Annotated in this window: 16 protein-coding genes; 5 read left to right on the top strand and 11 right to left on the bottom strand. The window is 43.1% G+C overall.

All coding sequences use genetic code 11. From position 1 onward, the window contains the following. Positions 1-180: 180 nt before the first annotated feature. The gene (locus DP73_RS22295; RefSeq protein WP_242865673.1) at positions 181-351 is read left to right on the top strand and encodes a transposase; all 171 of its coding nucleotides are present in this window, start codon (positions 181-183) and stop codon (positions 349-351) included. Between the two features lie 464 nt (positions 352-815). On the opposite strand, the gene DP73_RS03040 is transcribed toward DP73_RS22295, so the two are convergent. The 4 genes from DP73_RS03040 to DP73_RS03060 form a co-directional block, all read right to left on the bottom strand. Then, the gene (locus DP73_RS03040) at positions 816-1085 is read right to left on the bottom strand and encodes a hypothetical protein (protein ID WP_034597311.1); all 270 of its coding nucleotides are present in this window, start codon (positions 1083-1085) and stop codon (positions 816-818) included. A 676-nt stretch (positions 1086-1761) separates the two neighbouring features. Further along, the gene (locus DP73_RS03045; RefSeq protein WP_081962923.1) at positions 1762-5397 is read right to left on the bottom strand and encodes a cell wall-binding repeat-containing protein; all 3636 of its coding nucleotides are present in this window, start codon (positions 5395-5397) and stop codon (positions 1762-1764) included. Between the two features lie 579 nt (positions 5398-5976). After that, on the bottom strand, positions 5977-7566 hold the full coding sequence (locus DP73_RS03055; protein WP_205623352.1) for an N-acetylmuramoyl-L-alanine amidase: 1590 nt from the start codon (positions 7564-7566) through the stop codon (positions 5977-5979). Positions 7567-7701: 135 nt separating this feature from the next. Continuing rightward, positions 7702-10251 carry a S8 family serine peptidase gene (locus DP73_RS03060; protein ID WP_034597314.1) on the bottom strand — a complete coding sequence of 850 codons (2550 nt, stop codon included), beginning with the start codon at positions 10249-10251 and terminating at the stop codon, positions 7702-7704. Between the two features lie 281 nt (positions 10252-10532). Between DP73_RS03060 and DP73_RS03065 the strand changes: the two genes are divergently transcribed. Continuing rightward, positions 10533-12581, top strand: coding sequence for a cell wall-binding repeat-containing protein (locus DP73_RS03065; RefSeq protein WP_034597315.1), 2049 nt, complete (start codon positions 10533-10535; stop codon positions 12579-12581). A gap of 158 nt (positions 12582-12739) precedes the next feature. On the opposite strand, the gene DP73_RS03070 is transcribed toward DP73_RS03065, so the two are convergent. Both DP73_RS03070 and DP73_RS03075 read right to left on the bottom strand, forming a co-directional pair. Continuing rightward, positions 12740-13312 carry a Uma2 family endonuclease gene (locus DP73_RS03070; RefSeq protein ID WP_034597317.1) on the bottom strand — a complete coding sequence of 191 codons (573 nt, stop codon included), beginning with the start codon at positions 13310-13312 and terminating at the stop codon, positions 12740-12742. A gap of 99 nt (positions 13313-13411) precedes the next feature. Continuing rightward, a complete protein-coding gene (locus DP73_RS03075; protein WP_034597318.1) occupies positions 13412-14629 on the bottom strand; it encodes an ATP-binding protein in 1218 nt (405 codons plus the stop codon). A gap of 280 nt (positions 14630-14909) precedes the next feature. Here DP73_RS03075 and DP73_RS03080 point away from each other — a divergent pair, with 280 nt between their 5' ends. The 3 genes from DP73_RS03080 to DP73_RS03090 all read left to right on the top strand — a co-directional run bounded on the left by DP73_RS03080 (position 14910) and on the right by DP73_RS03090 (position 17359). After that, the gene (locus tag DP73_RS03080) at positions 14910-15263 is read left to right on the top strand and encodes an EamA family transporter (protein ID WP_242865674.1); all 354 of its coding nucleotides are present in this window, start codon (positions 14910-14912) and stop codon (positions 15261-15263) included. Between the two features lie 12 nt (positions 15264-15275). Continuing rightward, complete coding sequence (locus tag DP73_RS03085; protein WP_034597319.1) at positions 15276-16370, top strand: GNAT family N-acetyltransferase; 1095 nt, start codon at positions 15276-15278, stop codon at positions 16368-16370. Positions 16371-16534: 164 nt separating this feature from the next. Continuing rightward, positions 16535-17359, top strand: a complete 825-nt coding sequence (locus DP73_RS03090; protein WP_034597320.1) for an XrtA system polysaccharide deacetylase — start codon at positions 16535-16537, stop codon at positions 17357-17359. Between the two features lie 73 nt (positions 17360-17432). Here DP73_RS03090 and DP73_RS03095 read toward each other — a convergent pair whose 3' ends face one another. From DP73_RS03095 to DP73_RS03120, 5 genes are all read right to left on the bottom strand, one after another. Continuing rightward, complete coding sequence (locus DP73_RS03095; protein ID WP_128751372.1) at positions 17433-17882, bottom strand: hypothetical protein; 450 nt, start codon at positions 17880-17882, stop codon at positions 17433-17435. A gap of 508 nt (positions 17883-18390) precedes the next feature. Further along, positions 18391-19095 carry a glycosyltransferase family 2 protein gene (locus tag DP73_RS03105; protein ID WP_034597322.1) on the bottom strand — a complete coding sequence of 235 codons (705 nt, stop codon included), beginning with the start codon at positions 19093-19095 and terminating at the stop codon, positions 18391-18393. Positions 19096-19113: 18 nt separating this feature from the next. After that, the gene (locus DP73_RS03110) at positions 19114-19527 is read right to left on the bottom strand and encodes a DUF2304 domain-containing protein (protein ID WP_034597325.1); all 414 of its coding nucleotides are present in this window, start codon (positions 19525-19527) and stop codon (positions 19114-19116) included. Between the two features lie 3 nt (positions 19528-19530). Beyond that, the gene (locus DP73_RS03115) at positions 19531-20883 is read right to left on the bottom strand and encodes a glycosyltransferase family 39 protein (protein ID WP_242865675.1); all 1353 of its coding nucleotides are present in this window, start codon (positions 20881-20883) and stop codon (positions 19531-19533) included. A 27-nt stretch (positions 20884-20910) separates the two neighbouring features. Further along, the gene (locus DP73_RS03120) at positions 20911-23262 is read right to left on the bottom strand and encodes a cell wall-binding repeat-containing protein (protein ID WP_034597326.1); all 2352 of its coding nucleotides are present in this window, start codon (positions 23260-23262) and stop codon (positions 20911-20913) included. Between the last annotated feature and the right edge of the window lie 594 nt (positions 23263-23856).

A 23856-nucleotide genomic window follows, 5' to 3' on the forward strand; every position in this document is an offset into this window, starting at 1 on the left:
GGCCGGACACAGCAGCAAAAAAGAAATTCCAGGTTCTGCTGGTGCCAAAGGAAGAGCTTATTGTAACAAGCTCTTTAATCTTGAAAAAGAGTGGAAAGAGCTGCCACATGAGGAGCGTAAACAGAGCGTCTAATACAGAGTGTCCCTGTTCTAAATACCTTTTTTGCGTGGGCTGAAAATGTGAATCCCTATCAAGAACCGTTAAAAAAGGCCCTCCGATATACACTTAAACATAGGGAATACTTTACAAACTTCTTGCTGGATGGGTGTATTCCTATTTCGAATAACCTGAGCGAGCTAATAAGGAAGCTGAGGAAGGGAAATATACAGAATGGCGATGACAAATATTAACTACATGATGACATGACAAAATCCTTTCTTGATGGAGAAATTGATTGCATCAGTAGTTGGCTGGACTTTCCCTCTGAGATAGAAAACCGGTATCGGAAGATGGTCCGAGAAGATAGAGACTATACAGAACTAATTTTTGACTATCTAGTAGAAGAAGGAACCAACAAGTACGATGATCTATCGGATGACCAATTCAAAAGGTTGATCCTCAAACAATATAAGTACATCAGGATGTTGCAAGTGAAGGTTATTTAAAATAACAATAAATTCGCCCAGATTTCATTAACTAAAGATCTGAGCGAATTTTTTATGCAACGCTACTTGTTCCACCACTTACGTTTCATAGTTTTAAATAGGTTTCTACACACTGTCTTATTGGACGCTTACTGAATAACCATATAAAACCCCCTGAGCGTATTTGATCAGGGGACTACTACATTGTAATTTAAACAATTGACCAATAACTAATGATTAATTATATAACGTCTCCATGGTATGCTGTGAGGATCCACTTTCGCAAGCAAATATACTATATCTTCTGACCCATAGTAATTCGATTTTCCTTGGGAGTCATGCCCCATTAGAATGATCGGCATACCCTCAAAAACATAACTATATGCATCTAAGGCTGCCTGATTTTCTGTAATATTTTCTACCACATCATGTTTAACCATAACTATAGCAAAACTGACACCCTGCTCTTTAATAACTGCACCTTCAATTTGATAGCTCAATACTAAACATCTCCTCAAATAATCCCAAAATAATCGTTATAATTTAGCCAAACTACTTCCACTAATTATTAAAGGCTAATTGGTCTTTTCTTTCTGAAGTTTCAAACTTCTGAACTTTGCTGACCTAACAGCTCTAGTTGGCTTACCATCGAAATCTTTTTAGTATATTACTGTACAGATATCAAGGACTAGTTCCAAATCGTTCGTGACACAGGATCTTTTGCTTATCAGGCATGAGTTTATATCTTATAAGAACTCAAAGCTATAAAGCCTTGCATAATATCACTTTCACAACTGACCTGATCCATGGTAAGAATCCTTTTATAATTCTTTAAGCTTGGAACTCAAAGGGTATTATAGTTTCCGGGGTACTATAAATCGATTCTTAATTACTTATTATATTCTTCTACCTCTAAAGTCTTTACATTTTTTTAATTCAATACAACAACACATGTAAATTTATTATAGAGATTTGTATATGGACATATTAGGGGACTTCGTACCTGAAGATTATGCACTTACTAGTTTTAACGTCTACCATCTTGTTAACCAAAATATAAGGCACATACTTTTTAAGAGCCTTCCGTCTAATAAAGACGAAAGGCTCTTTTGTGACTAATGGTTTATTCACCAGGGAAGGAATAATTTAACTTATTCCACCAGCTATATAAGGCTATTAGTTTGCAGCGGTTACTGTGAATACAGCATTTCCAGTAGCGGCATTACCTTGAACGTCAGTAACTTTTGCTTTGTTAATCGTAATTGTATCTCCAGCTGCTACAGTTGGAGCAGTACCTAAAGTGATTACGAACGAAGAAGCAAATCCGTTCACAGGGCTTACTGCCGAAACAGTTGCATCTGTATCAAAAGTATGGCCATTGTCTAATACTAAGCTAGCAAGATCTAGGTTAGCTACGTTTACATCTTCACTGAAGGTAATAGTAATCGTATCTCCAGCTAGATAAGTGTTTGCCGTGGTAACTGCTGAGAGATCTTGGTTAGTGAGTGTACCAGCGGTTGGAGGAGTGGTATCAGCGGCAACATTAGTTTCCCACATGAAGTACTTAGCAAAGATAGTACCAGATGCTTTCTCATCCAATACAAGAGTTACGTTCGTTTTACCACGGAGGTCAGCTAGTGTTTTGACGGTAATATCGCTGTTGTCTGTTCCGTTAAGAACTTTACCCTCAGAAACAAGTTTGTACTTATCTCCGTTAGTGAATGTTACTTCTCTTTCACCAACATTTACGGATGAAACAACCAATCCAGTTTTCACACGTGGTGCATACTCAACACTGTCTCCGGCAGCCCGAATAACTTCAACTAAATCAGTATTTTTGTTGAGTTCAAGGATTGCTACGTCGCCTTTTCCAAGGGTAGTATTAGCAACCGAATCTACGTCGTAAGTTTTAACTTCGCCGTTTACATAAGCTGAAAGTGAGGTTACTTCGTGGTCGGAGTTGCGAAGGATTTTTGTAATAACAGCTTCCTCGATTACAGTATCCGAAGTTGTAGTAGCTCTAATAACTAGTGCAACTACTTCGTTGTCGCTGTTGACAATATAATCGCAATGGCTTATATCGGATCCTTTATAGTCACCCCATTTTATGACGCTAACATCGCCAGCTTTGATGTCACCAAGGGCCCAAGGAGTTGTATTAGCATAACCCTTGTTTGCATCAAACACAAGCGTAGTCGATAACAGCTTTTTACCACTAATATATTTGTCGCCAGCTTCAATACCTGCTGTTGAGTCGGTAACTTGACGTGTACCATTAGCAGTAAAGAGTTCAAGCTTTTTCACACTTCCGTTATCATTTAAGTGGAACTTCACTAATTGACCTTCTTTGAGTACATTTGTCAAAGCAACGCTAACTGCTGATCCACTTCCAGGTGTTAAAACTAAATTACCAGCAGCCACTGTTGGGTTATAGTCTGTTGTACTAGTACCAGGTGTGCTATCAATATCATAACCATGGCCATCAATAATAACTTGATCAAGGTCTTCAAGTGTAAGATCGTATACTTTAGTATCACCAGTTTCAAGAACGGCAGAGATTTGTGCTTGGTGCTTGCCAAAAGTAGAAACTCCAGTTTTGGCGTTTTCTGTGAGAATAGCTGTTTGTTTATTAGTTGCAACATTAACTACATCACCAGCAATATATACTAAGTGACCGGCACGGTTGAGATGCAGTGTTACAGCTCCAGCTGCTTGAAGATCTTCAGCAGCATCGCTGTCGACAATAGCTGTATCTCCATCATTGTTGATATAGACAGCACGTGTAGTGTTTAATTCACCAGCAGAATAGGAATAACTATAAGTTTTACCATTCACTAATACTGCATCGTCATATACTGTATCAATTTCACCAGTTACAGTTTGACTGTAAACTTCCGCAAATCCATCGTTGTTATTTGCAGTATCATTGAAGTATAGTACATCACCTTTTTTAAGGTCAGCAAGAGTAATTACTTTTCCGCCTTTTACAATAGTAGCATCTGAGGCATCAAAAGATCCGCCTGTGCCAACACCTTCATATCCAACTACTTCATCATTATCGACGCTGTCAACAATCAGGAAATCTTTGAGATCATATGCACTAACGTATTCAATATCTCCGGATTTGTCAAAGTTAATCTTTGCAAATGCGTATTTATTGCCTACCATGCCGGCAGTTATTGTTGTAGGTGTAGTTGAACCATTTAAGAAGAACTTAAATTTAGCTCCACCTGCAGTATAAGTTTCCGTAGAAATGTCATACTTTTTGTTTTCTGTTATCAGTTTGATCTCATCTGTGTCAGTGATTTCAATTGCATCAGTGATAGCAGATGTAGATAAAACTTGGGATTTAATCAATTCATTTTCTTTATTGAACCAAACCTGCATTTTCTCGCCAACTGTACCTGCATAATCAAACTTAGGATCAAGCACTTTGAGAGTTACGGTTGAAGTACCATCTGTGCTAAGAACCTTAATTTCTTTATCAGATACATCAAAACTCTGAACACGAACTTCTAAGGAATACGGACGATTAAAAGTAGTTTTTAAAGTTGTTCCATTGGCAAATACTGTGACAGTATAATTTGTAAGGTAAGAAAGAACAGGATTTGCTTTCTTAGCATCATCAGGTCCATATAATTCAACTGTTGCAGCTAGACCGCTAGCGGCTAATGTTACTGATTTAACACCATAGCGTGCTAATGTGGAAGCATCCTGAATTGAAATATCGGAAATCTCAAGCTTAGTTACAGCTTTGCTGAAGTCAATTTGCAAAAACTTATTAGCTTCGTCAAGTGCACTTACTGAAACAATTTTCAGTTCATTTGAGTCAGGTGTAACCGAACCAGCAGCAACTCCAGCACGAACACTTTCAGAAACAACAGCTTCGCCACCGAGAGCAGTTACAACAGCGCCGACAGGAGCTTTGCTGTATGTGAAAGCAGCTGCTTGAGGAACAGTTTTGCCGTCTGTGAGAACGATAGGTGATTTGGTTTGAGCTGCAAGTGGAGCACCTGCAAGAGCGTCAATACCAGTTACGCCGTTAGCAACATAAACGGTGTCAAATTGAAGGCTTCCAGCGAAGTTTTGGATAACTTGGTTGTTGGTGTCATAAGCACTCATACCAGCGTGACGAGTTGCGCTAGGAAGGCTAGCTTTTACTGCATCACTGATGACGCCAGTTCCACCGATAACATCACTAGCAGTAATGCCAGCAGTTGCAGCTAAGTAAGCAGCTACACTTGCAGGAAGAGCATCTTTGTCAGTTAAGAGAATTGGCTCGTTAGCTGCAGAAGCTACTGCAGCAATGGAGAGTGCATCTACAACAGTGTTTGCAACGGCAACTTTGGTAACACCAGTCATTTTCTTAGCGATGTTGACGGATGTTTCAGCGCGGTCATAACCACCGAGAGCTTCCACTTCAATGCCCATACCTTTTAACTCATCGACAACACTTTGTTTAATAACAGCAGTTCCGCTTGTTACATAGACTTTTTTAACAGCGAGTTTAGTAAGTTCAGCTTTAGTAGCTGCGTCAAGGCTGCTACCAGCACCTGTTAATAAGATAGGAGCTTTTAAGGAAGCTGCGAGCGGTCCAGCAGTCAATGCATCAACCATACCATAGGAAGTGGAGGAAGCAAGGATTGCTGTACCTGTGTACCCGGTTTGTTCAGCGATTTGAACAGCGGTTTGTTCTGCAGTTACACCAGCAATGCGGGTAACCGGTGAAGCTGCGAAAACATTGAAAGGAATCATGCTTAATGTCATACCTGCGATAGCTAAGGAAGCTAAGGCTTTTTTAGTTTTCTTCATGTAGTGAATTTCTCCTCTCGTAATTGGATCTCTTTCTTTTTGGAAATGAACCATCTCTCTGTAACTAGGACGTCTTTTGGTCGCCCCTCACCCCCTTAAAATGTGTAGCACAATCTTTAGACATTGCGCAATATCTAAAAGCATCCACAGAATAAGCGGGAGCGTCCCCCCAAGGATGACGGTGTTCATCCCTCCTGTGGCGTACCATTTAGAACGCATGGGAAATGAAGAAACCACAAAAAGGTCTATATTAGCTATATATATTCTTCACTATAGCCAATATTCCTGCTTGCTGTCCGATTTTTTTTATGGGAACTTGCACTGGCATTATCCCCTCGGACAAGTTCCAATGTTACTTGTCTTAGTTTACACTAAAACCTATCAGTTTTCCACCATTAGTCAAAAAATATACATTGTTTTAATGGAATAAGTAGAGTATAGCATATAAACTGACTCCAAATGTGGACATTTTGTGGAGTTTCAACAAATTATTTGTTGGCCCCATTTGGTACTTAACAAATTTAACATGGTTTGTTCGAAGAATCAATGCTAAATTTTAGGATATACTAATTGGTTGCTTTAAAAACCTTTAAAGCTGAGAATTCCTTGGTATATACCTTGGGCGGCATTTCTTTGGAACTCTGCTGAACCAAGGAGTATTTCTTCACTTGGATTAGATAGGAAGCCGAGTTCCACTAAAACCGCCGGCATCTCTGTATTCTTGATGACATAGAAGGCCGCATCTTTAACTCCTCGACTGGGCAAGCCGATTGCTTTAACCAGATCTGCTTGAATGCTTCCTGCTAAGGCTTTAGACTGTGAAGACATTGGGTTAGCAGAGCTATAATAGGTAGTTGTTCCCGAAGCTGCAGGGTTACTAAAGGCATCGTTGTGCAAACTGATAAACAAATCTGCCTTGGCGTCGTTGGCTATTTGAGTTCTGGCCTGGAGATCAGACCGTTCTGAATAAGCCCCTTCTGCCGGGGTGATGTCTGTGCTGCGGGTTAAGATAACCCGGGCCCCTGCTGAGCGCAGTAAGGTGGCCAGATTTAGCCCCACAGGTAAAGTGTTGTTTTTCTCAAGGGTTCCTGATGAACCTACTGCACCGGGATCAGGACCGCCATGCCCCGGATCAATGACGATGGTCAGATCCGCCAAGAGATAAGGTGGCTGCTCAGAACCTTCCAGCATTGATTTCACTTTTTCGGTGATTACTGCCACTCCGCCGATAATTACAACTCGAAGAGGGCTTTCTGAGGGTCTGGATAAGACAGAGTAGCTGGGCCCTGGGAGATTTGCCCTTTGGGTCATGACAATGCCTGCACGGCGTTTTGCTGCTAAGCTGCCTGCTGCCAGAGCATCGGGAAAGTTCTCACCGGTTACTACATATGCCGTTTGAGATGATAGGGTATCTCTGGCAAACTGGTAGATTTCTGCAGAGGTTTCATAGCGGTCATTGCCAAAAATTCGTTGGACACTTCTTAAGTTGCCTAAGGTTGTAGAAGACACCACAGCTTCTCCGCCGACGACAATTGTATGCAGATCCCCTTCCTCCTGCAGATCCTCAAGTGCTTGCTGAGTATAGCTAGGCATCTCTTTGGATTTTGTCAGAAGAATCGGCGTCTCTGTCGCACCTGCGTAGGCAGAGATGGAGAGTGCATCAGGAAACTGTTCTCCGCTTGCCAAGATGACCTCTCCCTTTGCCCCTACCCGTTCGGCGACCTTTTGGGCCGTCTCGTATTGATCATACCCATAGATTCGTTCAGGCCGGTCTAATCCTGCTTTCAGAATATCTTGCTCCACCTTTTGGCTTAGAGCAGCGACTCCTCCCAACAGAATAACTTTTCGGGCACCTAACCGTTTAATTTCTTCCATAACTTTGGCATCTACCCCACTGGTTGGGGTGAGTAGAATAGGCGCGTCCAGCTTATGGGAAAGGGGTGCAGCTACTAGTGCATCCGGGAAATTATCACAATTGGCGAGTAAAACCGTCTCTGCATGATTCCACCCTTCTATAGAGACGTTGATAGCCGTGTCAATCTGACGGGTGCCAAAAATTCTTGATGTCTCTAGATTTAATGGAGTGGCACTTGCCACATTCTCAACCCCCATTAGAAATCCTAAGCTTAAAACTATTATTCCTAAGAGCCTCCCTTTTAACTTTGCCACTTCATCACTCCTCATTAATCGATTCAGTTGTTTTTTAGGTATACAGATAATTTAATCTCGAATTTAATTTAAGAAAAATCTCTTATTATGGTCTAGATTCATTATCCAAGAGTGATCCCTCAGACAAAGACGGAATTACTGAACCCAATCTTGCACCCTTTGCACGACTTTTTCCGGCAAGGCGTAAATTCCCCCTAAGGACTCAATCCGATAGCCCTGCCAGGATTTCAGGAGAGATGCCAAGCTGGTAGGAATCTCAGACTGGGTTGGAACTAGGACGACTCTGGATCCATAGAAGGCTGCCCGTACCGCTCCTGTCAAAGCATCGGGGAAGTTTTCTCCGGTAGCTAATTCCAGCTTCCCTGAGGCCGGAGGATAGGATTGCAAAACTGCCGCCGCAGTGTCATAGGCTGTCATCCCACTGATTCTCTTAGGAAGTGGCAGTTGCTCGAAAACCTTAGAACTAATTACTGCCGTTCCTCCAATCACCAGAGACTCGGTAACCTTGAGCTCCTGTAAAGCACTCTGGGTATCTCTTGATAAAGTTTGGGACTGGGTCAGCAAGATGGGGATTCCTTGCCTAGCTGCCCAGGATGAGATGACCAAAGCGTCTTGAAAGTAATTGACACTTGCCATGACCGCTTTGCCCTGGGTTCCTAGTTCTAGGGCTATTGCTCGGGCAGTTCCTTCAGCTGTATAGCCGTAGAGACGTTTTACTTCATAGGTTTGGCCCAGCTCGGTTTCAATCCGGGCTGAGAGAGCCGCTGTGCCTCCTAAAAGATAGACAGTTTTCGGAGCCAATCGCTGTATTTCCACTCGAACATCTTCCGTAAGCTCCGAACTGGAGGAAAGCAGGATTGGGGCCTGAAGTTTATAGGCCAGGGGGGCTCCGGCTAAGGCATCCGGGAATTGATTGACCTGGGCTATGATGACTGTATCTGCGCCGGTTGTAAATGTTTCCTGTGAAATCTGGACTGCTGTCCCCTCCGCATTTTCTCCTGCAAAACGCCGGCTCTGCTGACCACTGTTCTGGGCTGTCCCAAAGGCGTAAACCCCAGGCATATAGAGGCCAAATCCGGCTTCTCCGGGGCTGATTTCTCCACCAAGAGAGATCCAGCGTGAGCCATTCCAGCGATATAGAGCCCCTTCAATTTCCTGGTTAAACACAGGGTCCTTCCATTTCACAGAGAGCATTTTCTGGGGAGTGATATTTCCCCAGTTAACTTGAAAGGCCGAGGTTAAGAAGGTGGCCCCATTAGGTAATTCCTTGGGCTCTGTTATGGCCTTTAAGGATACATTCGTTGCTTGGTCAAAGGCCTGAGGGGGGATGGTTAAAGCGACTTGGCTTGTCCCTTCAGTCCCTTCGACAATTCCGCCCAGAGAATGAATCACTGCTGGGGAAGTTTTTGTCTCCAGCGTTTGCTTACCGAGGGTTAAGGCTAACTGGACATCCACCAGTCCGTAACCGTATTCATCGTCCTGGCCCGCTGAGCCTAAATCTTCCGTTCCCTGCTCAAGGGCTTGAATTACTTGATCTCTTGACCATTCAGGGTGCTGACTCCAAATTAGTGCTGCTTCCCCCGAGACAAAGGGAGCGGCCAGAGAAGTTCCGCTGGCGTAAGTGTATCCCGATCCTCCCCTTCGACTCCAGCCGTCTGTCGGGACATAGTCTCCCGGTGCTGCTAAATCCACTTCCGAGCCAGTGGCGGAGTAACTGGTCACTTTACCGGTTTTATCCGTTGCCGTGATGGCTAAGACCCGGGAATCCGCAGCCGGGTAGCTCACTCCCGGATTTGCTTGAGACTCGGGATCATAATTCCCGCTGGCTGCAATTAGTAAGCAGCCTTTATCATAGGCATAGGCCACAGCCTGTTTCAAAATTTCCGAGGAAGTGGCCCCATTTTCTGAGCCTAGGCTTAAATTGATTATCTTAGCTCCATGATCCGCCGCCCAGATAATTCCGTCAGCGATGGCATCATCATACCCTACTCCCGTAGAGCCAATGGCCTTGATGGGCATGATCTTTGCTTGGTAGGCTACTCCCACAATCCCGGTACTGTTGCGCTCGGCGGCGGCAATTCCGGCGACTTCCGTACCGTGACCATTGTTATCCTGATTTGCCCCGGTTGCCGCGCTGCCTGTTATTGAGTTGTAGCCTGGGACTAGATTAGCTATTAAATCCGGGTGGTTCAGGTCTATACCAGTATCAACCACCGCTATAGTCACACCTTCTCCTGTGGCCCCCATTTCCCAGGCTTGAGGTACATTTCTGCTGATTAGTGACCATTGCTTCATAAAGAGAGGATCATCGGGAGGGGCTGAAACGGGGAAGCTTTGGATGATCCGAGAATGATTTTCTTCTGCGCTAATTATCCCAGGCCTACTTTTTAACTCCTCAATAGCTTCTTGAATATCTCTCTCTAAAATTTCTAAAGTGACAAAGTTTAAAGGGCCCTCTCTCACAACTTTGGCAGCAAAATCTTCCGCAATCTGACCAATATTTGTCCCCGGCGTAAAAGATAGGACAATCTGGTGTAGATCCGAGTTGTTTAATTCCCCCTGAGTAACACCGCGAACCTCTGTAATTCCAGGAATCGGAGCCATTCCTAGATTCAGAAGGATCATTCCTACAATCCCCAGAGATAGGAGCGTAGATTTGGTTCGATAAAACCAGCACTTGAACATCTCTTCCACGCCTTTCTATGCATGTTAGTGGATCTGTTATTTGAAGGTAATATTTAATTTAGATGCAATACCTTTATTCGACAAATTATTCAACAATCCTTTTCCTTCCCTTGTTTCCCCTCATTGTTATAATTTGGAGGTTCATAGAAGGAAGGATTTTGGCTTGTTTTAAAGAATATTTAGGTATGTGCAAAATATATGGATTCTTTTATTTGCTTCCATATAAAGAAGGACAGATTAACCAAGTTTTAAATGTTTAAGAGAAAGAGGTTTGCCTATTAATGAAATTTATCACAAAGAAAACTTTAAGCCTTTTATGCTGTCTTCTAATTCTATTAAGCCTCACACCTCTGCTCCCATTTAAGGCCCAAGCTGCCTCTAATGAATCCATCACAGACCGAATTTATGGGAATACATTGTATGATACGGCAGTGGAGATTTCCAAGCATGGTTGGGATTATGCTCCTATTGTCGTCCTGGCGACGGGAAAGAACTTTCCGGATGCTCTAACCGGAACCGTCTTGGCTAATAAGGTCAATGGACCCATGCTCTTGACTGAGTCAGATGGTTTAACTCCCGCCGTTGCCGAGGAACTCAAACGCCTCAATACTAGGGAGGTTTATCTCCTCGGGGGAACCGTTGCCTTGAGTACCGGGATTGAAGAAGCTCTCAAAGGCCAAGGGATTTTACCCAGACGTCTGGCGGGTTGGGATCAGTACGGTACTGCTGCAGAGATTGCCCGAGCAGCCACCTCAAGTTCCAGTCAAGCTTTCCTGGTCAACGGCGAGCTTTTTCCCGACGCTTTAAGTATTTCTTCTTATGCCGCTGCTCAAGGAATTCCGATTTTACTCACCCGCTCAGATTCACTGCCCCCGGAAACAGCTAAGGTAATCAATGACCTGGGGATTTCCGAGGTGACAATAATCGGCGGTACAGCTGTCATTAAAGAGAGTATTGTGGAACAATTGAGCAAACTCCCTCAGCCGGTAAAAGTCACAGCCCGTTATGCCGGGTACGATCAGTACGAAACAAATACGGTGGTTTTAAATCAGCTACCCTTTGACACTTCTAAGGTCTATGTAGCAACAGGACAGAATTTTCCCGATGCCTTGGCCGGAGCTGTCCTGGCCGGGAAGACTAAGGCGCCAATTCTCCTGATTCCCAGTACTCAGTTAGGCAGTTCCACCACGGATTATCTCACTCAGAAGCGAGCTTCCGGCTCAGCCTTTACGATTTTTGGGGGGTGGGGTGTTATCAGTTACGCCATGGAAAGTATCATTCGTACCGGCAATGTTCAGGCGCGAGTATCTCTGCAGTATACCCAAGGTGGCTATGGCGGTATCAATGGTATGCTCAATCAGGTCAAGTCAATTCCTTCTCCGGCGACGGATTATGCAGATATCATCGCACCAAGTTGGTATTATCTAGATGATACTGCTGATGGAAATGTTGTTGGTGGATGGGATGCCACACCTAAGGACTACAAGGAATTTACATCCTATGTGCAATCCCGTAATTTAAAAGTCCTCCCGGTTTTTCAGTCTTCTTGGAGCACTACTAAGACAGTGGACACCGTCATGGCTTCTTCAACAGCCCGAGCAAAACTAATTGCTCAAATTATGAATTTAGTCAGTAGTGTGAATGCTGACGGGGTTGTCATTGATTTTGAATTTATGAGTAATGAGACCGGGCCCTATCTTACTCAGTTCATGAAAGAGCTTTACGCTAAACTCCATCCTCTTAATAAATTGGTTATTCAAGCGGTGATGCCCCGTACCGGTGCAGAAGCATGGCTGGCTGAATTTGACTACCCTGCTCTCGCACAATATGTGGATTACCTCCACGTTATGACTTATGACTATAGCCACGGAACTCCCGGACCCATTGCTCCCCTGGACTGGACCGACAAGGTTATGAAATACACTCGGGATCAAGGGGTTGATATGCGCAAGGTTCTCCTCGGAATTCCCTACTACGGGGTAGATTGGACAGCTACAGGCAACTCATCAGCTCCCTATAGCCGTCGCCCGCGAGGGCTGCACACTCTCTATGGGCCGACTACGGATAAAGACTTGAGCGGCATGATGGAACTGATTGCCAAGTATAATAGCTCTGTCCAGCGAGATGCTTCGCAAGTGCCCTATTTCAATTATACGGATACTGATGGCGTCCATACTGTCTACTACGACGATGCCCAAAGCTGGAATGCAAAAATGGGATTGCTTAGTCAATATGGTCTGGGAGGAGTTGGAGCTTGGTCCCTCTACTGGACCGTTAATCCGGAAAGCTCTAGCACGATTTTCTCAGTGTTGAAGCAGCATCTTAGATAGTCGGATAGGAGCAGACAAGGGAATTAGTTCTCCTGTCTGCCGTCTTGCCGAAAGTCGAAGATTGACGATTTTTTTTTATAATTTATGGAGCAAATAATATTAAGCCGTTCACCATTTTGCAGTGAACGGCTTTTTGTTTGGAGAATCTCAGGTTTAACTTAAAACTCAAAAACTGTGTTTAACTTAATAATCAGGTCCGGAAAAATTGATACTTTGACATCATTTAGTTCGGTATATAATTCCGGCCTTCCATATCGCTTATTACCCTGCAATATGAATACACTTACCAGCTTCACATCCGGCTCAACAATCCAATACTCTTTAACTCCAAATTTTTCATACATGTTGAATTTTAAGAGCCTGTCCTTCTTGGCAGTTGACGGGGAGAGTATCTCAATAACTAAATCCGGCACTCCAAAATAGCCCGTCCCCTTTAATTGATTTTTATCACAAATTACAACCAGATCAGGCTGATAAACGTCGGTAATGTCTTTATCTTTTTTTCCGGCCTCCGATAATCCTAAATCAAAGGGTGCTGCAAATACTTCACAGGGTTTACCAAGCAAGAAATTGGCAAACTGTCTAAGTAACTCCCTGGATATGCTCTGATGCTGCCAGGAGGGTGCGGATTGCATATAGGGTACTCCATCAATTATTTCCCAGCGCTCATCGTCAGGAAATAATAAGTAGTCAGTATAGGTATACTTCCTCACATCGTTTGATGAAGGCATAAATCTTCCTCCTCACGATTTTATACCAATTTTTCCTAATCAACTGGGATTAATTGAACTTGGGAGGGACACCATAATGCTCTGTCCTTCAAGATATTTTTAGTATTCATCCATGAGTAAAAACTCCGCCAGATTTTTATGCTTAACCCCTTCGATATTATCTTGCCAAAAGTCCTCCATTGTTACCACATACTTAGGGTAATGATCCCTTACGCCAAGCAAGGCACCAAATTCTCTCTCTACAGTAGATTCTTCTGCTAATTTATAGGCTACCTGAACATAGACCTTTTGTTCTCTTTTTACTGCCACAAAGTCAATTTCTTTATCGTCAAACTTCCCTACATATACTTGATATCCCTTGCGTTTAAGCTCTAAGAAAACTATGTTTTCAAGAATGCCTGATATATCTCTGTCTCGATATCCCATCATAGCATACTTCAAACCTTGATCACCTATAAAGTATTTCTCATTTGTCTGCAAAACCTCTTTGCCTCTTAAATCATACCTTGGCACACGATAAATGATAAAGGCCCCCTCCAGAGCATTTAGATAGTTGTAGACTGTCTCTATATCAACTTTCCTCATTTGATTTTTGAAATAATCCGCTACTTTTTTGGCAGAAAATATGCTGCCAAGGTTTTCGAAGACGTATTTCACAATCTTCTCCAAAAGCTCAATATTTCTTATACGATTACGCTGTACTATATCGCGAAGAATTGCTGAGGCGTAAATATCGTTGATGATTTTATAGACATCATCATGAGTGTAACCGGCTGTGTGAATAATTGGGAATCCGCCCATCCTTATGAATTGAACCAACTCTTTTTGAATATCCGGTGGTTCTGTCCCTGTCAGAGTCCTTTTAAATTCCAGAACCTCTTTAAACGATAGAGGGCTTACCTTAATTTCAATATATCTTCCCGCAATATATGTAGCAAGTTCAGAGGACAATAATCTGGAATTAGAGCCTGTAATATAGATATCTACATTACAATCCACTAAAAAAGAATTAATTGCTTTTTCCCAGTCTTTTACTTCTTGTATTTCGTCTAACAGCAAGTAACATTTATGGTTAGATGAGACACTTGATTTTATAAATGAATATAGACTTTTGGCATTATCAATATCGGAGTACTCCATTGACTCAAAGTTAATAAAGATAATGTTTTCATCACTGACTCCACGATTTTTTAACTCTTCTTTTAACATGATTAAAAGTGAGGATTTACCACTCCGCCTTATGCCTGTTAGTACCTTTATCAAAGGCCTATCGATAAATGAGCGTAATTGCTCTAAATACAGTTCTCGATTTATCAAGATTACTCACCCCCCCTATGGTATTATATACCATAAGACAGATCAGATATACCTTTATTTTGGTCATAACCTTAAACAAGTATCATTATTTCTAAGCTCTATAACTTATAACCATAAACACTTAATTTTCACTAACCTTTGAAAAGCCTACTCACCTCATAAGTAGCATCTCTGAAGGAAGCACATAAGGCTTTCCGTAGAATAAGTTGGAATTCGCTTGCTTAAAACCTCTCAAATTGTATAATGTTTTAGAAGCCATTCTAGATTAGAGAAGTATGAGGTGAACATTTTGCTAGTTCTCCTAACCATCGTTAATTCGGTGCTCATGGTCTCAGGGCAAACCCTTTGGAAATTAGGGGCATCCGGGAAAGAGATACATAGCCTCGGTCAACTCCTGCGCCTTTTCTTAAGTCCTTATGTGATTTCCGGTCTTATGGTGTATGCAGTTGCTTCTGTCCTTTGGATTTATATTTTGAATAAAGGTGAGCTAAGCTACGTCTATCCTATTCAAAGTACGGCCTTTATTTTTGCCCTTCTTATAGGAACAACAATTTTTAAGGAACAGCTCACAGCCTCGAAGGTCATCGGGGTAATCGTAATCTGCCTGGGCGTAATTATTATCACTCGAAAGTAGGTAGGCATCATCATGTGGAAATCCCTTAAGTATCAGCCTGAGAATCTACCGGAAACCATTGAAATGACCCGTGAATACTACGGGGATTCCTGGATTTCCGATTTGCAGTTTTTAAAATGGCAATATGAAGAGAACCCCGCCGGATCAGCCATGATCCGCTTAGCCCGGGATGTGGAAAGCGGGCAGCTGGCCGGGCAATACGTTGTCATCCCCATGGCTTTTAAAGCCTTTAATGAGCTGATTCAGGGAACCCTCTCTTTAAACACTCTGACCCGACAAATTTATGGCGGACAAGGAATCTTCACAGGTTTGGCCAAGGCAGTCTATCAGGACTGCGCAGAGGAAGGATCTCGCTTCTGCTATGGGTTCCCCAATCCTAATTCCTATCCGGGATTCTTAAAAAAGTTAGGATTTACGGACTTGGGCCGGGTACCTCTTTTGCTCCGCCCTTTAAACACTAAGGCCTTGGTCAAAAAGAAGCTGGGGCCTGTGCTTGCTCAACTCTCTTGGCCATTTCATCTATTCTATAAGGTTAGGAACCTATCAGATGCCCGCTATGTTGTTTATCCTCTCTCCGCCTCAAATCTATCCGGAATGGATGCTTTCTGGGCTAAGGTACAAGACAAATATCCCATAATTGGAGTTCGTAATGCCAATTATCTCCGCTGGCGGTATTTTGATATACCTCTTCGTGATTATCAGGTTTATGGTGTACGTCAGCAGAACTCTTCAGAGCTGCTTGGGTATATTGTTGGACGCTGTACTGAAGTCGCGGATATGTCTTCCGGGATGATTGTTGATTTCTTAGTGGACTCAGAACACCCCGCCGCCGGAAAATGTTTAGTCAATTCAATGCTTCGCTTCTTTGTTGAGAATAATATGGATCTGGCCGGGTCACTGATGCTGACCCACACTGAAGAATCCCGTATCCTCAAGAGCAAAGGATTCTTCACTTGCCCCAAATCCTTAGAACCCCAGCCTTTCCCCGTGATTTACAAAAGGCTTGGAGCTACAAAGGATAATAATCGTGAAGGAGAAAGTGGCTCTGATCCCTTTCTTCAGCTAAATCAGTGGTTCTTAACAATGGGAGATTACGATGTAATTTAGAAGACTTCTTAAAGCTTTGGGGGTTGGTTATAATTCCCAAGTAGGAATTAAGATATTTTATGGGAAAATCTATACCAATTTCTCATTTCAGTCCTATATAATTGTAGATGTTAGCTAAAATGATTTGGCGCTAAGCATTTATGAAAGTTGAGTAGAGTTAAGCAATGAAGAATATTCTAACCATCGATCTGGAAGAGTGGTTTCATGCTAACTATCATGAAAACATCTTTGATAACCAAAACTCATATGAAGTGCGTATAGTCCAAAATACAAAACGTCTCTTATCTCTCTTTGAAGAATACAATGCTAAGGCCACCTTTTTCGTCTTGGGTTTCGTCGCCGAAAAGCACCCTCAGTTGATCAGAGATATTGCTGCTTTAGGCCACGAAATTGCTTCCCATGGGTATGGGCACCAACTTATTTATGAGCAAACACCTGATGAGTTTAAAACAGATGTCAGTAAAGCCAAAACACTGGTGGAAGACATTATCGGAACGAGTGTTAAAGGCTACCGAGCCCCCTCATGGTCAATCACTCCAAAGTCTCTCTGGGCCTGGGAGATCCTGCAAGAATTAGGTTTTATCTATGATGCCAGTGTCTTTCCCATTGAAACTTATCTCTACGGACTCCCCTCCGCTCCCCGCTTTCCCCACCATCCAAAGCATGAGGGCAGATTACTTAGTTTGCTCGAGGTTCCTTCCTCCACCGTGCGTATTTTCAACCAGAACATTCCCTTTGCCGGAGGGTTTTACTTCCGTGTACTTCCTTACCCCATAATCTCCCAGTGCATTAAAGCCGTTAATAAAGAAGGGCAGCCCGTGCTGGTCTATCTGCACCCTCGTGAGATCGACCCTGGACAGCCTCGTCTTAAACTCAGTCTCAAAGAAAGCCTCATCCATTACTACGGGATTAGGAGTTGTGAACGGAAATTGATTCGCACTTTGAAGGAGTATGAGTTTACTTCGATAGCACAGTATTATGAACTCTAATGAAATAAAAAAACGAGATGGTAGGATTCATTCTTACCATCTCGTTTTAGTTTGGTGGGTTTTATTTTATGGCTTATTTAGCGGCTTTAAGTATTGCGATGTCACTCCAATTACTGGCAGTGATTAATTCGACGTTTAATAAATCTTTTCTTATAGCCTTTATTTCTCCACTTATCTCTGCTATATTAAATGCCATTTTGTCATGTTCAGCTTTGTTAACCTGAGTTAAATGTTCTAGCGCTTTTAATATCTGAGTATTTTCTTTAATTTGGAGTCCTTGGTTATCCACTTTTCCTGATAAAGCCGTAATCTGCTTTCCTTGATTGTCCACCTTTTCCGTTAAAGCCGTGATCTGCTTTCCTTGATTATCTACCTTTTCCGTTAGAGCTATGATCCGCTCTCCTTGACTATCTACCTTTTCCGTTAGAGCTGTAATCCGCTCTCCTTGACTATCTACCTTTTCTGATAAAGTAGTAATATGATGTGATAGCCCTTCAAGTGCCTGGAGGATTTTCTCTTCCATCTCTTCACATCCTCATAACAATATATCTGATTATATCATAGGTTGTACAAGCAACCCGTTATTTCTAAATTTTATTATAATCCAAATAATTGTTTGAAGTCGATTGTAAGGTCAGTAAAGACACTACTTTTCAACTGACTGCCCTCTATAAAGATATGTGGTTTTCCATATTGCTCGTCTTTTCCTAATGTGAAAACCATCACTGTATTATCAATGGGGTGAATAATCCAATACTCTCTACTATCCGTTTTTCAAATTCGTCAGCGCTGACGAATTTGAAGAGGTTCATAATTGAGGTCGCTCACATTTGTTGTCATCTGCCCAAAATTTTATTATCCATATAATAACAAAAACTCATGAACCCGAAAGGCTCTTACTGTTACTTCATGCACAGTATATAGCCAAGGTTCATGAGTGTGATCAAGCTCATCTAAGTCAGCGGCGTAACGAGCAGACGGGTGGAGAAACCGCTCCTCCCCAAGGAATAGGAATAGCTTAGTCCCATAAGCTATTCATCCCAAATCCTGCTCATCATCGAGTTCAGAATAATCGCCAGACTCACTTTAAACATATAATACCCGCTCTTAAAGGGCGTAATTGATGAATTCCCTGAGAGGCGCGGATCCATTTCTACAGATATTTCGATGACACGCAGTCCATTCTTGAGCAAAGTAACAATAGCATCCGGTTCCGGATAGTCAGTTGAATAATGGGCTGCCACAATTCTCAAAGCCTTCTTATTATAGGCCCGAAATCCTGAGGTCGGATCTGTAAAATTCTTGCGCACCACAGACTGAATTGTTTTACTTAGCAGATAGATTCCCAATCTCCGGGGCCAGGCAGATCTATAGGATGTCTTCTCAACAAATCTGGAGCCAATAGTGACATCCGCTTCTTTGAGAATGACAGGATCGACTAACTTCTTGATTTCTTCTGCCCTATGCTGGCCATCTCCATCAACCTGCAAGGCCACATCATAGTTATTTTTTAGGGCATACAGAAAGCCGGTTTGAACCGCACCTCCGATGCCCAGGTTCACCGGCAAAGAAATCACTTTGGCCCCATGGGCACGAGCTATCTCGGCTGTCTGATCTGTCGACCCATCATCAATGACCAGGACATCCAGCCAAGCAGATGTAGTCAGCAGATTTCGGACTACAGAACCAATATTATTTGCCTCATTTAAGGCGGGAACAATTGCTAAAATCCTCATGACTTATCCTACACGTCCTTATCGTAATGGCTTACCAAGGTTCGATATTCCGTTTTGTTGAATGAGTTCACTCTCAAAGCCTCCGCCGTTCTCTTCGAGTTTTTTTAGATCATCCTCGAGAAGGGCAATCCGTTGTACCAAAACTCGATTATTAGAACTCAACTTGGATATCTCCAGGGAAAAATGAACACATAACACAAAGATCATAACCCCAAATATTACAAATATCGCAGAGGGGGCATAATAGATACCCATTAAATCCGCTATATACTCAATCCCATCTTTCCAGAGGGATAAGACAATCATTCCCATTCCGGCGATAATCCAGATCAGAGAATATTCCACAGCTAAGCGCCGGCGCCGGACTTGCTCAACAATAAAGCCGGTTACTATTAAACTGGTTATTAACACCACCAATTGGACACGTGACATTACCTAAATCCTCCTACCTGTTCGACTATTAAGCCCAGATAGTCTACCTATCCCCTTAATGGCTATAACTAAAACTAAAGATCCTAACAAAATCATGGCAGGCATAACCGGCAGGCGATAACGAGCACCATCAACTACAGTGATCATGCTTACTATAAAGCTATAGTAAACAACAAAAAGTAATAGGAAGCTATATCTTTTTAAACTGAACAAGCTAAGTAAGATCCCTAGCAGACCTAAAAGCAGGTACCATTTATCCAGGATCGCCCCTTTCATTTTGTAGAGTTGACCTTCTATAGGAGTTATGGGCTGCCAAAAGAGGTTTTTTTCTTTTTCAAAGGTTCGCTGGATAAATAAAAACGGATGTTCCAGTACATAAGATACTGCCAATTGCTTATATTCCTTTTCTTGTTCCGGTATGGGTAATTTTCCGATACGGGCTTTAACCTCAGGATCATAGCTGGGCTGAGCATAATAAAAATACTTATCCGTAATGGTCAAGGGGTTATTTCCCAGGTACAATTCATAGGAACCGTAATTTGATACGGCAATAAACTCATGATATTTGACAAAATTGCGAATCCACCATGGGCTCATGACCACCACAGCCATTATAAAGATAATAGCGAAATCCCGCAGGGCTATTTTCAGTCGCCAACCATGAGCCCAAAGAATCCAGAATCCTAAGACAGGAAAAAAAAGCAACAAAAGAGGACGAACGAGATTCGAAACCCCGATTACTGCTCCCAGATACAAGAGAGTCTTTAGTTTTGGCCGCTGAATTTCTTTCCCATAGCGTGCCAACAGGTAAAGAAATAATGCAATTGTAAAAATGTAGGTGGTCTCAGTAAGAACGTACATCCCCCAAAAGACAAAGATTGGGTATCCCAGGGTGAGGAAAAAGGGGATTAACCCATACCCCTTGCCAAAGAGAAGTTCCCCGGTCTTATAAGCGAGGACAGCACTGGCAGCACTCAAAAGAGAGTGCAGAACCAGGACGACCATTTTAAAGTTCATCAAACCAAATAGTCCATAAATCACTGCCAAGAGTATGGGATAGACCGGGCCTACCACATACTCTCTTGTTTGGGTAACTTCTCGGATAACACCGTTGTCCCCTTGAACAAAGTTCGCTGTATTCACCAGCCCTTTGCCCTGAAGAAAATTTCCGGCTATGTTGGAGTAGTGTAATCCATCCGGCGAAATAAAATATCCAACACCATAAGATCTTATATACAGCAATTCTATCGTTAGGGCGACCAGAAATAAGAGTCCAGTTACCCACCACTTTTTGCGGGACATGAAGCTCGATCCTCGAGATTCAAACCCATCTTTTCGTTTATTTACTCTCTCCAATGACGTCAGTCCTCTGCAGATTTAGGATCATTGAGAAGTCAAAAGACTTCCCATAGTTTTTTCATTGTTACTGGGAATTGCCCCAGTGCCGCCCAAAATATAAACCCTTTTGGTCTTCCCACTTAAACTCTTTAAGAAGGCACAGGTATTTGAATCTATCCCCCCTTTTGGGATAAGGAGCATTGGGCTTCCTGTCAAGGCTGCAAAAGCTCCGCCGGATAAGCCATCCGGGAAATTCTCTCCTGTGGCTACAACAAGGGAACTAGTATCCTGTCCAAAATGCTTAACAATTTGTAACATCGTATCATATTTTGTATCCCCAGCCAAGCGCAGGGGACCATAGCTTTCCAGAGGGCCGCCTTTAGCATCAAAGGACGAAGATATGGCAAACTTTCCTCCCACAATAATAGTTTGGGTTACCCCAAAGTCTTTAAGAATTTGCTTTGTGGCATCAGGTAATTTGCCTTGTTCTGTTAAGAGGATGGGAATCCCCAAAGCAGCGGCAGGAGCAGAGGCAGAAAGGGCATCAGGAAAACTGGTACTGGAAGCTAAGATTACCCGTGTACTAGGGCCCACCCTTTTGGCAATCTCCGCCGCTGTATCTGCGGCAGAAACTCCAAAGATTCGTTCATAAGATAAGCCTTCTTTGACGAGAGCATTAGTGACAGGTTTCGTGAGGGCTCCCTCTCCCCCGATTACATAGACTTTGGCACTGGGGGACAGTCTTTTAATTTCCTGTAATACTGCATCATCCAACTGGTAAGGTGAGGTTAAAAGTAAGGGGGCCTTTAGTTTCTTGGCTAAAGGAGCTGCGGCTAAAGCATCTTGAAAACGATCTACCCGGGCAAGAAGTACAATCGGAGCAGAGCCGTTTGCCCAACCGGTTTGAGAAATTTTAATGGCTGTATCTTCTGCCCGATTTCCATAAAGGCGTTCGATGCTTAATTCATCACCGGGTTGGGGAGTTGGGATGGGAGTCGGTGTAGGTGTGGGGGTTGGCGTAGTAGGGGTTGGAGTTGGCGTAGGAGTAGATCCCTTAATTTTTTCATAACCTATTTTGGCTCGTTCAGTAAGGCTGGCATCCAGGGCTAGTCCCTGCATTACTGTTGCATAATATTTAGCCGCACTCTCTTTAGAAGGGTCGGTACCCTCAGCGGCTAGTTTATCTGCTTCAGCTAGAAGTTTAGTATAAGCATTGAGAAGTCCTACTCTTGCTTTTTCTTTCAGATTTGCGTCCAGATCAGACCCTTGCAAGATTATTTCATAGTTTTGAGCAGCAGTAGCGCAGCTGGTGCTGACACCGGCAAGAGCTAATTTATCAGCTTCAGCTAAGAGCTTAGTTAAAGCATTAAGATGCCCCGTCTGAGCACGTTTTAAAATAGCTGCATCTAGCTTAGGCCCTTGGGCAACTGTCCAATAGTATTTAGCTGCAGTGGCATAGGATGTGTCTTTTTTCTCAAGAACCAGTTTGTCGGCTTCCGTCAAGAGTTTTCCATAAGCATCAAGAATTCTATCTTCAAAAATGTCTTTATCTGAGACAGATGGGCTCTTATAACCGGTAACATAAAATCCTAAAGCGTAGTAAGAACTCCATGAAGCATAATTGTACCAGTAATCACCACAGGCCGATTCTGCACCGCTTCCTCCTCCGGACTTCATTAATCGATCGGAATCAATCTTCAAATCTCCTAAATGAATCGAATCCGGAGTGCTCCAGCGGCTGGATAAGTAAGGTGGATTTACAGGAGGTAAGAGTTCTTTCGGGAATTTTGTCGCACCGGGAGCAAAGGTAATAGCGCTGTTGTACTTTTGACCCATTAGACTAAACACGGAATCCTGATAAGCAGATTTGCCGGTTAGAGTATTAGGATTATTTCTGATTGCCCAACTATTGTAACCCCATACAGCAAAATACCAGTTTTCTAAGACATTGCGATCTCCATCGCCAATCTTGGGATAGGCCCGCCATTTCTGGTTAAGCATTTGACAGCCAATTTCAATATTATAGTCAATATCGTTCTTTAGTTTTTCAATGGTCACCGTATCCTTAGGATCGTAGGACGAGACCTGCATAATCCCTATCCCAATCCCATCACGTCCAATTAAAGGTTTATCCGTTATCGGCTGTCCAGAACTATCCAATTCATATTGCTTCCAGCCGCTTTCCATCCAAGCAACGGCTTTGAGCAGCACAGGGGGAATATTATACTTGTTGGCCATATCCTCCAGCTTTTTGCCAATCTCATTATAATAAGCAGCCTTCTGATCGACTGCTGCCATGACCGGCCTGGCCGGGACAAGCTGCATAATAATCAACCCGATAATAAGTACTGACATAAACTTTCTGCAGCACTGTGCACCTTTACTCACACTCAACATTTTCCTACCCCTTCCTCTGTGTATAACAAATCTCATTTCTTATTCGACTTATTCGACACTAAAGGAGAGGATTCCTGCCCATAATCTATTGAACAGCATATAAAGGAAAATATTGGCTGAGTCTGCAGACACCGTCTTCGTATGTCTTAACTTAGCGGAGAAGCCTTCCTAGACGGGGGACGGTTGTCTGGCTCTGGGGTCGAGCCCTTTTCTGCACGCGTCTGCGAGTTCCGCCGCTGGCTCGCTGGACGGTTCGCGAGCGCGTCCGAACCTCTGAGTATTTCTGAATGTGAACCTGCGGCGCGCTACGGGGACGCGAACCGTCGGCCCTCGCCTTAGCGCGGCTTCACTGACGCATCCGCTTAGCAGAAAAGCGCTCCCCCAGTCAGCTTTCTAGGAATGTAAGCAGAACTTTGGGGGACTTAGGTCAGGCTTCGCAGAATTTTTGCGTGTTAGGAAGACGGTCATTTAGTTTTTCGTCTTCTGCTAGTGCCGCACAGCGGCATGAGGGGCAATTCTGAAAAATTTATAGCCCCTAAACATTCTTAACAATAATAGACCCGAAAGACAGGACGGCTTCGATCCACAGGAGTG

The organism is Desulfosporosinus sp. HMP52 (assembly GCF_000765145.1).
In the GTDB taxonomy this organism is placed as follows: Bacteria; Bacillota; Desulfitobacteriia; order Desulfitobacteriales; family Desulfitobacteriaceae; genus Desulfosporosinus.

Excerpts from the sequence above, each read along its gene's own strand:
- DP73_RS03045 (WP_081962923.1), bottom strand. The coding sequence starts at position 5,397 with ATGAAGAAAACTAAAAAAGCCTTAGCTTCCTTAGCTATCGCAGGTATG.
- DP73_RS03060 (WP_034597314.1), bottom strand. The coding sequence starts at position 10,251 with ATGTTCAAGTGCTGGTTTTATCGAACCAAATCTACGCTCCTATCTCTG.
- DP73_RS03065 (WP_034597315.1), top strand. The coding sequence starts at position 10,533 with ATGAAATTTATCACAAAGAAAACTTTAAGCCTTTTATGCTGTCTTCTA.
- DP73_RS03070 (WP_034597317.1), bottom strand. The coding sequence starts at position 13,312 with ATGCCTTCATCAAACGATGTGAGGAAGTATACCTATACTGACTACTTA.
- DP73_RS03085 (WP_034597319.1), top strand. The coding sequence starts at position 15,276 with ATGTGGAAATCCCTTAAGTATCAGCCTGAGAATCTACCGGAAACCATT.
- DP73_RS03090 (WP_034597320.1), top strand. The coding sequence starts at position 16,535 with ATGAAGAATATTCTAACCATCGATCTGGAAGAGTGGTTTCATGCTAAC.
- DP73_RS03095 (WP_128751372.1), bottom strand. The coding sequence starts at position 17,882 with ATGGAAGAGAAAATCCTCCAGGCACTTGAAGGGCTATCACATCATATT.
- DP73_RS03105 (WP_034597322.1), bottom strand. The coding sequence starts at position 19,095 with ATGAGGATTTTAGCAATTGTTCCCGCCTTAAATGAGGCAAATAATATT.
- DP73_RS03110 (WP_034597325.1), bottom strand. The coding sequence starts at position 19,527 with ATGTCACGTGTCCAATTGGTGGTGTTAATAACCAGTTTAATAGTAACC.
- DP73_RS03120 (WP_034597326.1), bottom strand. The coding sequence starts at position 23,262 with ATGTTGAGTGTGAGTAAAGGTGCACAGTGCTGCAGAAAGTTTATGTCA.